General features: G+C 64.9%; 15 protein-coding genes. 8 read left to right on the forward strand and 7 right to left on the reverse strand.

The genetic code is table 11. The features are described from left to right. Positions 1-675, reverse strand: coding sequence for an ArsR/SmtB family transcription factor (locus JG747_RS03900; protein WP_019862264.1), 675 nt, complete (start codon positions 673-675; stop codon positions 1-3). 170 nt (positions 676-845) lie between these two features. Here JG747_RS03900 and JG747_RS03905 point away from each other — a divergent pair, with 170 nt between their 5' ends. Both JG747_RS03905 and JG747_RS03910 read left to right on the forward strand, forming a co-directional pair. Continuing rightward, positions 846-1,178, forward strand: coding sequence for an NIPSNAP family protein (locus tag JG747_RS03905; protein ID WP_202361192.1), 333 nt, complete (start codon positions 846-848; stop codon positions 1,176-1,178). Beyond that, the gene (locus JG747_RS03910) at positions 1,175-1,519 is read left to right on the forward strand and encodes an antibiotic biosynthesis monooxygenase family protein (protein WP_064985388.1); all 345 of its coding nucleotides are present in this window, start codon (positions 1,175-1,177) and stop codon (positions 1,517-1,519) included. Before JG747_RS03905 ends, JG747_RS03910 begins: the two co-directional genes overlap by 4 nt. A 171-nt stretch (positions 1,520-1,690) precedes the next feature. Here JG747_RS03910 and mbfA read toward each other — a convergent pair whose 3' ends face one another. Then, a complete protein-coding gene (gene mbfA, locus JG747_RS03915; protein WP_019862260.1) occupies positions 1,691-2,674 on the reverse strand; it encodes an iron exporter MbfA in 984 nt (327 codons plus the stop codon). A 179-nt stretch (positions 2,675-2,853) separates the two neighbouring features. On the opposite strand from mbfA, the gene JG747_RS03920 reads away from it, so the two are divergent. After that, positions 2,854-3,174 carry a hypothetical protein gene (locus JG747_RS03920; protein ID WP_019862259.1) on the forward strand — a complete coding sequence of 107 codons (321 nt, stop codon included), beginning with the start codon at positions 2,854-2,856 and terminating at the stop codon, positions 3,172-3,174. 308 nt (positions 3,175-3,482) lie between these two features. Then, positions 3,483-4,460 (forward strand): threonine/serine dehydratase, encoded by a 978-nt coding sequence (locus tag JG747_RS03925; RefSeq protein ID WP_202361193.1) that lies wholly within the window; start codon positions 3,483-3,485, stop codon positions 4,458-4,460. Between the two features lie 113 nt (positions 4,461-4,573). Here the strand turns inward: JG747_RS03925 and JG747_RS03930 are convergent, their stop codons facing one another. Genes JG747_RS03930 through JG747_RS03945 form a run of 4 tightly spaced genes read right to left on the reverse strand, consistent with a single transcriptional unit; the run spans position 4,574 to position 8,314 of the window. After that, positions 4,574-5,710: an ABC transporter permease gene (locus tag JG747_RS03930; RefSeq protein ID WP_010912557.1), complete on the reverse strand. Its 1,137-nt coding sequence runs from the start codon at positions 5,708-5,710 to the stop codon at positions 4,574-4,576. Then, positions 5,707-6,627 carry an ABC transporter ATP-binding protein gene (locus tag JG747_RS03935; protein ID WP_202361194.1) on the reverse strand — a complete coding sequence of 307 codons (921 nt, stop codon included), beginning with the start codon at positions 6,625-6,627 and terminating at the stop codon, positions 5,707-5,709. Before JG747_RS03935 ends, JG747_RS03930 begins: the two co-directional genes overlap by 4 nt. Continuing rightward, positions 6,624-7,577, reverse strand: a complete 954-nt coding sequence (locus JG747_RS03940) for an HlyD family secretion protein (RefSeq protein WP_064982303.1) — start codon at positions 7,575-7,577, stop codon at positions 6,624-6,626. The genes JG747_RS03935 and JG747_RS03940 overlap by 4 nt, the downstream gene beginning before the upstream one ends. Continuing rightward, complete coding sequence (locus tag JG747_RS03945; protein WP_064982301.1) at positions 7,574-8,314, reverse strand: CerR family C-terminal domain-containing protein; 741 nt, start codon at positions 8,312-8,314, stop codon at positions 7,574-7,576. The genes JG747_RS03940 and JG747_RS03945 overlap by 4 nt, the downstream gene beginning before the upstream one ends. A 90-nt stretch (positions 8,315-8,404) precedes the next feature. On the opposite strand from JG747_RS03945, the gene JG747_RS03950 reads away from it, so the two are divergent. Genes JG747_RS03950 through JG747_RS03960 form a run of 3 tightly spaced genes read left to right on the forward strand, consistent with a single transcriptional unit; the run spans position 8,405 to position 10,681 of the window. Continuing rightward, positions 8,405-8,878: a CYTH domain-containing protein gene (locus JG747_RS03950; protein WP_019862253.1), complete on the forward strand. Its 474-nt coding sequence runs from the start codon at positions 8,405-8,407 to the stop codon at positions 8,876-8,878. After that, on the forward strand, positions 8,875-9,819 hold the full coding sequence (locus tag JG747_RS03955) for a CHAD domain-containing protein (RefSeq protein ID WP_202361195.1): 945 nt from the start codon (positions 8,875-8,877) through the stop codon (positions 9,817-9,819). Before JG747_RS03950 ends, JG747_RS03955 begins: the two co-directional genes overlap by 4 nt. Positions 9,820-9,874: 55 nt before the next feature. Continuing rightward, positions 9,875-10,681 carry a hypothetical protein gene (locus JG747_RS03960; RefSeq protein ID WP_019862251.1) on the forward strand — a complete coding sequence of 269 codons (807 nt, stop codon included), beginning with the start codon at positions 9,875-9,877 and terminating at the stop codon, positions 10,679-10,681. A gap of 6 nt (positions 10,682-10,687) precedes the next feature. Here the strand turns inward: JG747_RS03960 and JG747_RS03965 are convergent, their stop codons facing one another. Next, the gene (locus JG747_RS03965; protein WP_202361196.1) at positions 10,688-11,485 is read right to left on the reverse strand and encodes a helix-turn-helix domain-containing protein; all 798 of its coding nucleotides are present in this window, start codon (positions 11,483-11,485) and stop codon (positions 10,688-10,690) included. Between the two features lie 113 nt (positions 11,486-11,598). On the opposite strand from JG747_RS03965, the gene JG747_RS03970 reads away from it, so the two are divergent. Next, entirely contained in the window at positions 11,599-12,459 is an 861-nt protein-coding gene (locus JG747_RS03970) for an SMP-30/gluconolactonase/LRE family protein (RefSeq protein ID WP_202361197.1), read from the forward strand. Positions 12,460-12,551: the final 92 nt, after the last annotated feature.

Consider the following 12,551-nt stretch of genomic DNA (forward strand, 5'->3'; position numbering starts at 1 on the left):
TCAGCTCAAAAACACTTTCTCGAAGGCCTGCTTGCCCGGTGGCGAGAAAATCACCGCGCGGCTGTCCTTTTCGCGGCGCGCCCATTTTTCCAGAAGGATCTTGTCGAGGATGGCGGCGCCCAGCGTGCCGGCGAGGTGCGAGCGGCGCACGCTCCAGTCGAGGCAGGCGCGGCAGACCGGGCGGCGCGGTTTGGCGTCGACATCGATGCCGATCGCGGCAAAATGCGACGACGCGGATGGCCCAAGCCTGATCTCCCTGTCGTCGCGCAGCAATATGTCTTTCTCGACCAGACGGTCGAGCATCGCCACCGCCTGCTCGCCGGCGAGATGGTCGTAGCAGACGCGGGCGACGCGCATGGCGCCGTCGCGCGGGCCGGGCCGCACGCGCTTGGGGCCGACAGCCTCGGCGACACCGGTGATGGCCTCGATCATGCCCGCCACTTGCGGCCCGGCAAGGCCGTAATAGCGGTGCCTGCCCTGGCTGGCCAAGGTCAGCAGCCCGCCCTCCATCAGTTTCGACAGATGCGAAGAGGCGGTCGGCAGCGACACGCCGGCTTCCAGCGCCAATTCGCTCGCCGTCAGCGCCGTGCCGCCCATCAGCGCGTTCAGCATGTTGGCGCGGGCCGGGTCGCCGACCAGGCTGGCGATGCGGGCGATGTCAGGTCCTTCACGCATAGTTCGTTCCTCATCGAAGCATTCTTGTCAGATAGCCATTATTCTCCGGCCAGATCAAGGAGCCGGCGACGCAAGCGACGATGGCTCCTGACACGAACTGCCTAGCACACCAATGCGTATGACGTTTCGACCGCGCTCGAAGCGTCGATGCAGAACCCAAGGAGACGACCGTGACCATCACCTGCTTTATCCGCTATGAGATCGACCCGTTCGGCAAGGCCGCCTTCGAGGAATACGCCCGCAACTGGGGCCAGGCCATTCCGCGCTGTGGGGCCGATCTGATCGGCTACTATGCCCCGCATGAAGGCTCGGCGACGACGGCCTACGCCGCCTACAACGTCGAGAACCTGGCGGCCTATGAAGCCTATCGCGCCCGGCTTGCCGCCGATCCCGCCGGCAAGGCAAACTATGAGTTCGCCAAGCGCGAACGATTCATCCTCAAGGAGGACCGCATGTTCCTGAAACACGTCTCCGGGCCGCACGCCAAGCTGGTGCTGCCGTGATCGCCGTCATCTTCGAGGTGCAGCCTGCGGAGGGCAAACGCGATGCCTATCTCGGCATCGCCGCCAATCTGCGTCCCTTGCTCGACGGCATTGACGGCTTCATCTCGATCGAACGTTTTCAGAGCCTCGCCGACCCGAACCGCATCCTGTCGCTGTCGTTCTGGCGCGACGAGGACGCGGTGAAGGCCTGGCGCAACACCGAAGAGCACAGGCAGGCGCAGCAGGCCGGCCGCGGCGGCATCTTTGCCGGCTACCGATTGCGCATAGCGCATGTGGTCAGGGATTATGGGCTGACCGAAAGGGACGAGGCGCCGGCGGACAGCCGGGCCGTGAATGGGTAGTGGAGAGGCGCGTTTCTTCCTTCTCCCCTTGCGGGAGAAGGTGGCCGAGCGAAGCGAGGTCGGATGAGGGGTGTTCCAGGGAACGCCGACGTCTCACTCCGCTGGAACACCCCTCATCCGTCTCGGCGCTACGCGCCGGTCCACCTTCCCCCACAAGGGGGGAAGGAAGAACTATGCATTCCCGATCAGCACGCCGGCCGCGAACACCAGCGCGCCGCCCAGCACCACCTGGAAGGCGGCGCGCAGGAACGGGGTCTGCATGTAGCGGTTCTGGACGAAGGCGATGGCCCACAGTTCGAAGAACACCACGACGGCGGCAACCGCCGTCGCCGTCCAGAAATGCGGGATGAGATAGGGCAATGCGTGGCCGAGACCACCGGCCGATGTCATGACGCCAGTGGTGATGCCGCGCTTTATCGGCGAGCCGCGACCCGAGAGCTTGCCATCGTCGGAAGCGACTTCCGTAAAACCCATGGAGATACCGGCGCCGATCGACGCGGCAAGCCCGACCAGGAAGGTCTGCCAGGTGTCGTGCGTGGCAAAGGCAGCGGCGAAGATCGGCGCCAGCGTCGACACCGAACCGTCCATCAGGCCTGCCAGGCCCGGCTGCACATAAGTCAGGATGAACTGGCGCTGCTCGGCGGCGGCCTCTTCATCCTTCACTTCGCCAGGCACATGCTTCTGCTCCAGCCGCTGGGCGAGCGTCTCGTGGCCCTGTTCGGCTATTGCCAGGTCGCCGAGAAGTTTTCGCGTCGAGGCATCGGTCGTGCGCTTTGCCGCCTCGACGTAGAACAGATAGGCCTGCCGCTCCATGGCCTCGGCCTGGCTGCGCACATGCTCGATGCCGAGCGGCCTCACCAGCCAGTCGGGCTTGCGCTCATAGTAGCCCTTCACATGTTCGCGCCGGATCAGCGGGATGCGCTCGCCGAAACGCTTGCGGAAGAGCTCGATCAGCGAGTCGCGATGGCCGTCCTCTTCCTCGGCCATCTCCTCGAACACTTTCGCCGATTGCGGGAAGTTTTCCGCCAGCCCGTCGGCATAGGCGCGGTAGATGCGCCCGTCATCTTCCTCGGATGAAATGGCCAGCGCCAGGATTTCCTGTTCGGAGAGCGATTCGAAGGGGCGGCGGCCGAAACCGAAAACACGGGAAAGCATGAGGAAAGGACCCTAGTTTAGAATTGTTCTAAACTAGGGTCTGCGGTGCTCCGGGTCAATCGCGCTGAAGTCTCGGGGTTCAAGAATTGTTGAAGCGCTTGAGCGGCGTCGACCCTTATCTATTGGCAAAGCTTCACCTATATAACTGAACCTAAGACAAGAATGAGGATTTTGAGCGTATGACGAAGCCGCACCCCCAGCATTTCGACCCGAAACCCGTTCTCGATCTCATCGCCAGCATCGAGGCCGATCTGCAGCGCCTGAAGGGCCTGGTCGAGCAGCAGATCGAGAAATTCGACCCCGCCAACCCGCACAACAAGGCCCCCGACGGCAAGCTGACCGAGGAAGGGGTGGAGTGCTGCTACCGCATGTTCGACGAAGGCAAATCGCGCTATTCGGTCGCCCAGCAGATGAAGATCTCGTTCGCCGCCGCCACCCACCGCTTCAACAATTGGCGCAAGCTGGGTGGGACGAAGAGGCAACGGACGTTGCTGGGGTGAGAACCCGGTTCGCCGCGGGCGAATTGAAAGGGTCCGGTGGACCTTTCAACGGGTTCGAACCGGGGAGCTGCCGCAGGCAGCGGGCCTCCGGCTGAGCGCTCCGACTGCAGGAAACAGAACATCGCAGACGTCGGCGGGACAGCACCCCCGTCTGTCCGGCAGGACAGAGGGGGGGTGGCCGGCCGTAACGCTAGCCACACTTGGCACCTAGCTCACATCGCCAACTTTGTATCGGTCACATCTTTTCGTTGGCATGGCGCGGCCGTTTGCGTGCACCATGGCCGGATCACATCGCCACAGGATCCGCCATGACCACCTCTCCCGGCATCGCCGACATCCATGCTGCCGCCGCCCGCCTCTCCGGCCTGATCGTCGAAACGCCATTGATCGAATCGGCCGAACTGAACAAGCGCTTCGGCGGGCGCATCCTGTTCAAGCCGGAGACGTTGCAGCGCACCGGCTCGTTCAAGTTCCGCGGCGCCTACAACAAGCTGTCGTCGCTGAGCGAGGAAGAGCGCAGCCGTGGCGTCGTCGCCTTCTCCTCCGGCAATCATGCGCAAGGGGTAGCCGCTTCGGCGGCCATCTTCGGCGTCAAGGCGGTCATCGCCATGCCGGCGGACGCGCCGGCGATGAAGATCGGCAATGTCCGCAGGATGGGGGCGGAAGTGGTGCCGTTCGACCGCTTCCGCGATGACCGCATGACCGTGGTTCGCCCCTATATCGACAAGGGCATGGTGCTGGTGCCGCCCTTCGACGATCCGGCCATCATTGCCGGGCAAGGTACGATCGGCCTTGAACTCATGCGGCAGGCCAAAGCGCTCGGCGTCAGCCTCGACGCCGTCGTCATTCCCTGCGGTGGCGGCGGGCTGTCGAGCGGCATTTCAGTCGCGGTCAAGGACGCCTCGCCGGGCACCGCGGTCTGGGCGGTGGAGCCCGAGCATTTCGACGACACGCGCCGCTCGCTCGCCGCCGGCGCCCGGGTTTCGAACGAACCGGGTTACAGCTCGATCTGCGACGCGATCCTGACCGCCGAGCCGGGCGCCATCACCTTCGAAATCAATCGCAAGAACCTCGCCGGCGCCATTGCCGTCTCCGACAAAGCGACCGCACAGGCGATGCGCGACGCCATGGCCTATCTCAAGCTGGTGGTCGAGCCGGGCGGCTGCGTGGCGCTCGCGGCACTATCGTCAGGCGAGATCGAACTGTCCGGCAAATGCGTCGCCGTGGTGCTGTCCGGCGGCAATGTCGATTTCGGCACCTATGCCGGGATCATGGCAGCCGCCTGAACGCCCTATACTCTCCGGGGTGCCCACTATCGGCGCGGCCCGACGGCCTGCCATCCAACCCAAGTGGCCTGCACGTAGCGTAGCCTTTTCAGCGACCTCCTTGCGAGCGCCGGTCAGTCCAGCGTGCGCCTGAACCGCAGCAGCGCGGTGCCCGCGAAGACCAGCACGAACACGGCCAGCCAGCCGACCTCGGTGGCGATGGCATGGAAGTCGGCGCCCTTCAGCATCACCGATCGGGTGATGCGCAGGAAATGCGTCAGCGGGAAGATTTCGCCCAGCGCCTGGGCCCAGCCCGGCATGCCCCGATAGGGGAACATGAAGCCGGACAGGAGCAGTGACGGCAGGAAGAAAAAGAAGGTGAGCTGCATGGCCTGCATCTGCGAGCGGGCCATAGTCGAGATGGTGTAGCCGAGCAGCACCAGCGACAGCACGAAGACAAGCACCGACGACAACAGCAGCGTCAGGCTGCCGACGAAGGGGATATCGAACAGAAGCTTCGCCGCCACCAGCACCACCGCCACCTGCACCGCGCCGACGACAAGGAAGGGCAGCACCTTGCCCAGCATGATCTCGGCCGGACTGGACGGCATGGCGAGCAGGTTTTCCATCGTGCCGCGCTCGGTTTCGCGGGTCAGCGCCATGGCCGTCATCATCACCATGGTCATCTGCAGGATGACGCCGAGCAGACCGGGCACGATGTTGTATTGCGAAATGCCTTCAGGATTGTAGCGATGGTGCACCACCACCTGCAGCTGCTGTCTGGCATTCTCGGCGGCCGCCGCCTGCATGCCTTGCGCGCGCAGCAGCGCCTGGCTCGCCACCGTGCTCAGCGTGGAAATGGCGCCGCTCGCGGCCGAGGGATCGGTCGCGTCGGCCTCGATCAGGATCTGCGGATTGTCGCCGCGCTCGACTCGGCTGGCGAAGTCGGCCGGGATGGTGACGACGAAGGAAACGTCGCCGCGCGCCATCAGGAACTCCGCCTCTTCGGCGCTTTCGGTGACATGGTCGAAATGGTAGTAGCCCGTCACCTGCAGCGCCGAGACCATGGCGCGCGTATACTGGTCGTTGCTCATCGCCACCAGCGCCGTCGGCAGGCCCTTCGGATCGTTGTTGATGGCAAAGCCGAATAGAATGAGCTGCAGCAGCGGCACGCCGAGCATCATGGCGAAGGTGATGCGGTCGCGCCGCATCTGGATGAATTCCTTGATCAGCAGGGCACCGAGCCGGGCGAAAGAGAAGACGCTGTTCATGCCATATTGTCCTTCGACCCCGACATGAACTGGATGAAGACATCCTCCAGGCTGGTTTCGCCCGGCGCGACCGTCACGCCCTCATGCTCCTTCTCGACATCGGCAAGGGCTGCCTCGAGCTTCTTCCTGTCGGAACCGACGACATGCAGCGTGGCACCGAAAGGCGCCACCTGGTCGACGCCGGGGCGGCCATGCAGCTCTTCGGCCACCTTGGCGAGCCGTGGACCCTGCACCACGAACGTCGTCAGGCCGGCGTTTTTCACCACCTCCTCAACGGTGCCGGTGGCCAGCATCTTGCCATAGGAGATGTAGCTGATGCGGTGGCAGCGCTCGGCTTCGTCCATGTAATGGGTCGAGACCAGCACGGTGAGCCCGCCGCTGGCGAGGCGATGGATCTCGTCCCAGAATTCGCGCCGCGCCTTCGGGTCGACGCCTGCCGTCGGCTCGTCGAGCAGCAGCAATTTCGGCTTGTGCATGATGCAGGCGGCGAGCGCCAGTCGCTGCTTCCAACCGCCGGAGAGCGTGCCGGCCAGCTGGCTGCGGCGCGTGGTCAGCCCGAGTTCCTCCAATGTCCTGGCGACATACTCCTCGACCGGTTTCAGCCGGTAGAGCCGCGCCACGAATTCGAGGTTCTCGCCAATGGTCAGATCTTCGTAGAAGGAGAATTTCTGCGTCATGTAGCCGACTTCGCGCTTGATCCTGAGCGACTCCGTGCGGATGTTGAAACCGAGCACCGTGCCTTCGCCTTCGTCGGGCGTCAGCAGGCCGCACATGATGCGGATGGTGGTGGTCTTGCCTGAACCGTTGGGGCCGAGGAAGCCGACGATCTCGCCTTCGGCGACCGACATCGTCACATGGTCGACGACGGTCTTGTCGCCGAACCGCTTGACCAGGCCGTGAACGTCGATGGCGTTCATTTTGCCGTTCCCGCAAGATCGACGTCGACGATCTGGCCGGGCTGCAGCGGGCCGGCGTCGCCCTCCGGCCGCGCCTCGACCAGATAGACCAGCTTCTGCCGGTTCTCGAGCGAATAGATCACCGGCGGGGTGAATTCGGGATCGGGCGAGACATAGCTGACGCGCGCCTTCACATCGGGGCCGCAGCCGTCGCAATGGACGCTGAGCAGGCTGCCGATCCTGACCGAGGCGAAGGCGGCTTCCGGTATGTAGACGCTGAGCTTGACCGCACCGTCAGGCAGCATCGAGATGACCGGCGCGGTCGGGCCGGCGGTGTCGCCGGGATTGCGGATGACGTCGTTGACGCGGCCGGGCGAAGGTGCGGCGAGCGTGCGCTTGGACAGCCGCCACTGAGCCTGCTGCAGGGCTGCCTGCGCCTGCTTGACCTGGTTGTCGGCGGCCTTGATCGTCTCGGGCCGCGCCGGCAGGCCGCCGACGGCGAGATTGGCCTGCGCCTGGCCGACCTGGGCGTTGGCGGTCTCCAGCGTCGCCGAGGCGGTGTCGTAATCGGCCTGGGTGCCGGTGCCGCGCTTGAACAGATCGGCGGCGCGGTCGTATTTGCGCTTTGCATCGTCGGCCTGCGCCTTGGCCATGTCGACCTGCGCCTTGAGTGCGGCGATCTCTTCCGGCCGCTTGCCGACCTGCAGATCGGCGAGCTGCGCCTGCGCCTGGGCGAGGCTTGCCTCGGCCTGCGCCACCGCGATCCTGGCGTCGGCGCTTTCCAGCGTCACCACCGTCGCACCGGGCGTGACGCGATCGCCGCGCTTGACGGCGACGGTCTCGACCTGCGCCACCTCGATCGGCGCCAGCAGCACATAATCACCCTCGACATAGCCGACGGCGAGTGGAGCGGCGGGTGCACAGGCACTGAGGAGCTTGGCGGCAAGCGGCAAGGAGCAAAGGAAACTCATTGTTTTGATCCAATTGGGGGTTTTGATCCCATTTTGGGTTTTGATCCCATTCGGGCGGCCAGTATGGCGCTGAGATTGTCCGTCGTGACCGCCACGACCTTGGCGGCCTCGGCGGCGCCGATGTCGTGCCAGCCCATGCGGCGCTTCACCGCCTCGCGGCCGATGCGGAAATAGACGACCTGGCCGATCAGCGTGAACACGGTGAGCCGGGTCCGCTCGCTTTCAGCCGGCTCGCCGGTCGCCTGCTCCCAGAGATAACATAGCCGGCGATGCGTGGGCTCGAACACGCCGTCATAGATGCGGTCGAGCGCAGCGGTGGGATGCTGCAGTTCGCGCAGCAAGAATTGCACGATCTCGCCGGCGTGCGGCTGCGCCACGACGAAACCGACGATCCCCTCTATTGCGGCGAAAAGCTGCGCGCGCGCCGCCTCGGGATCGCCCGCCGGCGCGGCCTGGCCACTGGCTGGCGCCTGGCCGGCGGCCAGTGCCCGGCCGGCAACAGCCTGGACGGTTTCGACGATATAGTCGGCGACGGCGGCGCGGAGGCCCTCCTTGCCGCCGAAATGATAGGCAATCGAGCCGATATTGGCCTGCGCCTCGCCCGCGATCTCACGGGTCGAAGTGCCGTCGAAACCCTGCCGGCCGAACAGTTTCAGCGCCGCCTGCACGAGTGCTGCACGGGTCGGCTCCGGTGATGTCTCGCGGCGGGAATTTTTGGCGTCGGGCAATTTGATCATGACAGGGCTTTAATCAATCGATTGATTAAAGTCAACTTGTGTTCGGAGCTGTCTTGCCACCGCCCGCGCCAAACGCTTTAGTGCGCGGCCATGGGCAAGGAAGTCGAGCGCAAGTTCCTGGTCTCCAGCACCGCATGGCGGGAGCTGGCCGAGGCGGACATCCGCATCCGACAGTTCTATCTCGCCACGGCGCCCGGGCGAACCGTCCGCATCCGCATCAGCGACGGCGCTTCCGCCAAGCTGACTCTCAAATTCGGCAGCGGCGCTCGCGAGCGCGACGAGTTCGAATATCCGATCCCGCTTGCCGATGCCCTGGAGATGCTGGACTTCGCCATCGGACGTGTCATCGAGAAGACACGTCACCATGTTAGGCATCGCGGCTATCTCTATGAAGTCGATGTCTTTGGCGGTGCACTGGCGGGACTTGTGGTGGCCGAACTCGAAACTCCGGAAGATGTGCCGGACGAAATGCTGCCTGACTGGCTCGGCCGTGAAGTGACCGGCGAGCAGAAATTCTATAACGCGTCGCTCGCCCTCGGGGGGATACCGGAGATCGCCGCATGAGCTCTCGCATCGACCCGCGCCTGCCGCTGAGCGGCGAGGTCAGGCGCATCCTTGCCGCGGAAATCGGCAAGGCGCTCCAGCATCTGGATGCGGCGCGCAGCCGGCCGGAACAGGGGCTGCATAAATGCCGCAAGCGGCTGAAGAGCGCGCGTGCCTTGCTGCGGCTGGTTCATTCCGGTAACGAAACATTCTGCACGACAGAGAATCAATGCTATCGCAACGTGGCGGCGCTGCTTGCCGCCCCCCGCGAGGCGACGGCGCTGATCGAGACTCTCGACCGGCTGGCCGCAGCTTTTCCCAAGGAGAGCGCCGATGGCGGGCTCGACGCCGTGCGCGACAGGCTGGTCGCCCGTCAGCACGATTTGCATGAAGGCGCCGGCCTCGAAGCCGCGATCGGCGCGGCGACCGCTGCCTGCGAAGACGGCATGAAGCGAATCGAAAGCCTCGCCTTGCCCGACCAGCCGGAACAGGCGGCCGACGTGCTGGCCGAGGGCGCACGCGTCACTCTGCGCCGCGCCAAAAAGGCGCTCGACAAGGCCGGCGCGCGTGGCGAAGCCAATGATTTCCATGATTTGCGCAAGGCCGCCAAGACGCATGGCATGCACCTGTCCCTGCTAGGAAGGCTGTGGCCGACGCCGATCAAGGCGCGGCGCAAGGCGGTGGATGAACTGGGCGAGCGGCTCGGCGAACTGCATGACCTGTTTGTCATGCGCGCGCTGCTCGAGGCGGACGACGAGCCGCTGGGGCCGCACGAGGACACAAAGCTTCTCGGCAAGCTGTTGAAGCGCTCGGAGAAGAGCCTGAGGAAATCCTGCCTTGCCGAGGCGGCCGAGCTGTTCGGCGACAGCCCCAAGCGCTCGACACGCAAGCTGGCCCGCAAGGCGCGCGACGACCTGGCCAGCCCGGCGCCGCATGACGAGACGAACGCTTCCGCCGGCTGACCAAACGCCGGCGCGCTGGCACTCCCCCGCCGGCCCGTGCTAGTCACGCTCTACCATGACCGAGCCCGGCGACACGCTTCTGGATCGACTTGGCCGCTGGCTGGCCGGCCGGCTGCAGCAAGAATCCTCCGGCTATGAGCCCTATACCCCATCCGACGCCGAGACGCTGCGCCGCACGCTGGAGCCGGGCGACATCCTGCTGGTCGAGGGCAACCAGAAGATTTCGGCGGCGATCAAATACCTCACCCAGTCAACCTGGTCGCATGCGGCGTTCTATGTCGGCGACGCGCTGGCCGAACCGGAGGACGGAACCGAGCGGCGGCGGCTGATCGAGGTGACGCTCGGCGAAGGCTGCGTGGCGGTACCCCTGTCGCGCTATCGCACCTACAACACCCGCATCTGCCGGGCGAGCGGGCTGACACCGGAGGACCGCGATCACGTCGTCGCCTTCATGATCGGCAAGCTTGGCCTGAGATACGACCTCAAGAACATTTTCGACATGTTGCGCTACTTCTTCCCGACACCGCCGGTGCCGGTGCGCTGGCGGCGCCGCATGCTGGCCTTCGGCTCCGGCGATCCGACGCGGGCCATCTGCTCCTCGCTCATCGCCGAGGCCTATGGCCAGATCCACTACCCGATCCTGCCCGAGATCACCCGTGCGCCGGGCCGCGCTTCGGCGCAGTCGACCTACATGCGCAAGGAAATCCTGCACATTCGCCACCACTCGCTCTACACGCCTCGCGACTTCGACCTGTCGCCGTTTTTCCGCATCGTCAAGCCGACGCTGGAATATGGTTTCGACTACCGGCAGATGGTCTGGGACGACAAGGCTGCGGGCGCGGAGACGAGGGCCGCCGAATAGCAGATGCTAGGCCGGCATGGGGCGACGTGTCTTGGCGACCCGATCGTCGGGCCTTGCCCCGGCATCGCGCGGGTGCGGGCCGATCGGCATGATCGCGGGGAACGGCGTCGCGCCGAAGGCAAACGTGAATTTGTAGCCGGTGAGCCCGTCCTCGGGCGTCGTATGCTGGTCGTGATGGGCGAGCAGCTTGGCGCGCTCGGCCAACTCCTCGGCCTCGCGCCGTACCATCTCCGCCGTCTCCGGCCGCATCCGCCTGGAGAAGCTGACGAAGGTCGCCTCCTTGTCGATATGGGTGATGGCCCAGCCGATGAAATTCTTGTTGGTCATCTCGAACAGCGGCCTCAGCGGCCCTTCGAAATTCCACTGGATCGGCGTCTCGACCAGCAATCTTGCCGAAAGACCCCGGCCGAGCGCGATCAGGCCGAGCTCCTCGAGGTCGCGCAGATAGAGGAACATCGAGGCCTCGCTCAGGCCTTGCGAGCGCATGATGCCTTCGGGCGTGAACTTTTCCGACAGCATGACGAAGATGAACAGCAGCGCCGGCCGGCCGGCCAGCCTCTGTTCGATCTCGGGCGCGATGTGGTTGACCGGACCCGGCCCGCGGTTCATCGAGCCGAGTACGTTCTCCAGCTCCACGCCGGCGGCCGTGCAGATCTCCACCAGCCGGTCGAGCTTGCAGTTGCGCTCGTGGAAGATGCGCTTCACCGTCGGCTCGGAAACGCCCATGCGTTCGGCAAGCTCGCGATAGGTGACGCCCTTGGCCTTCAGCGTCCGCTTCAGCGCCTCGAAGATCAGACCGTTCATGGCATGCACCTCTTGCCGGCAGTTTCGTATCGATATTTGATACTAGCGGTAATCTGGCTTCCGGAAAAGTATCGAAAATCCTAGCTCTTGCCTGTCATCACAGGAGAACAGCCATGAACCGCCTCATCCTCTCAGCCTTTGCCGCCGCCATCGGAATTACCGCCGCACCCGTGGCCCGGGCCGGCGAGCTCTGGCGCGCCACGGGCCTCGAACAGCCGGAATCGGCGCTGTTCGACGCCACCAACAACCGCATCATCGTCTCCAACATCGTCGGCAATCCCGGCGCTGCGGACGGCAACGGCTATCTCTCGGTGCTCTCCCTCGACGGCAAGACGATCACCCAGCACTGGACCGACGGCATGGACGCGCCCAAGGGCATGGCGATATCCGGCGGCAAACTCTATGTCGCCGACATCACCAAGGTCCGCGTCGTCGATCTCGCCAGCGGCAAGCTGATCGCCAGCATCGTGGTGCCGAATGCCGTCTTCCTCAACGACATGACCTCGGACCAGACAGGCAAGGTCTATGTCAGCGACATGCTGGCCGACACGATCTACCGCATCGACGGCGACCGGCCGGAGCTGTTCGTCAGGGATGCGCTGCTGGCTTCGCCCAACGGCGTCTTCGCCGATGGCGACAGGCTGATCGTCGCCTCCTGGGGCAAGGGCATCAAGCCCGACTTCAGCACGGCGGAGCCAGGCGGGCTGCTCGCCATCGACCTCGCAAGCAAGGCGATTTCGCCGCTGCCCGGCGCGCAGAAATTCGCCGACCTCGATGGCGTCGTCGCCATTGGCGACACCATCTACGCCACCGCCTACATGACCGGCACGCTTTACCGATACAAGGCCGGTGGCGCACCGGAAGCGGTGGCGCATTTCAAGCCGGGCAGCGCCGACATCGGCACCGACGGCAAGTCGATCCTCTATGTGCCGCTGATGAACGAGGGCGAAATCGCGGCGCTGAAGCTGGACTGAGAGCCGGCGCCTCAGGGTCGATCCGCGCGATCTCTGGCTAACAGCCGTGGGATGGACCGTGCTACGACGGTCCATCCCACGGTGACGGTCAA

This window comes from Mesorhizobium sp. 131-3-5, from assembly GCF_016756575.1.
Classification (GTDB): domain Bacteria; phylum Pseudomonadota; class Alphaproteobacteria; order Rhizobiales; family Rhizobiaceae; genus Mesorhizobium; species Mesorhizobium jarvisii.

What these genes read in the sequence shown, in the direction of transcription:
- JG747_RS03900 (WP_019862264.1), bottom strand. Translation starts at nt 675, where the DNA reads ATGCGTGAAGGACCTGACATCGCCCGCATCGCCAGCCTGGTCGGCGAC.
- mbfA (WP_019862260.1), bottom strand. Translation starts at nt 2,674, where the DNA reads ATGCTTTCCCGTGTTTTCGGTTTCGGCCGCCGCCCCTTCGAATCGCTC.
- JG747_RS03920 (WP_019862259.1), top strand. Translation starts at nt 2,854, where the DNA reads ATGACGAAGCCGCACCCCCAGCATTTCGACCCGAAACCCGTTCTCGAT.
- JG747_RS03925 (WP_202361193.1), top strand. Translation starts at nt 3,483, where the DNA reads ATGACCACCTCTCCCGGCATCGCCGACATCCATGCTGCCGCCGCCCGC.
- JG747_RS03930 (WP_010912557.1), bottom strand. Translation starts at nt 5,710, where the DNA reads ATGAACAGCGTCTTCTCTTTCGCCCGGCTCGGTGCCCTGCTGATCAAG.
- JG747_RS03935 (WP_202361194.1), bottom strand. Translation starts at nt 6,627, where the DNA reads ATGAACGCCATCGACGTTCACGGCCTGGTCAAGCGGTTCGGCGACAAG.
- JG747_RS03940 (WP_064982303.1), bottom strand. Translation starts at nt 7,577, where the DNA reads ATGAGTTTCCTTTGCTCCTTGCCGCTTGCCGCCAAGCTCCTCAGTGCC.
- JG747_RS03945 (WP_064982301.1), bottom strand. Translation starts at nt 8,314, where the DNA reads ATGATCAAATTGCCCGACGCCAAAAATTCCCGCCGCGAGACATCACCG.
- JG747_RS03950 (WP_019862253.1), top strand. Translation starts at nt 8,405, where the DNA reads ATGGGCAAGGAAGTCGAGCGCAAGTTCCTGGTCTCCAGCACCGCATGG.
- JG747_RS03955 (WP_202361195.1), top strand. Translation starts at nt 8,875, where the DNA reads ATGAGCTCTCGCATCGACCCGCGCCTGCCGCTGAGCGGCGAGGTCAGG.
- JG747_RS03960 (WP_019862251.1), top strand. Translation starts at nt 9,875, where the DNA reads ATGACCGAGCCCGGCGACACGCTTCTGGATCGACTTGGCCGCTGGCTG.
- JG747_RS03965 (WP_202361196.1), bottom strand. Translation starts at nt 11,485, where the DNA reads ATGAACGGTCTGATCTTCGAGGCGCTGAAGCGGACGCTGAAGGCCAAG.
- JG747_RS03970 (WP_202361197.1), top strand. Translation starts at nt 11,599, where the DNA reads ATGAACCGCCTCATCCTCTCAGCCTTTGCCGCCGCCATCGGAATTACC.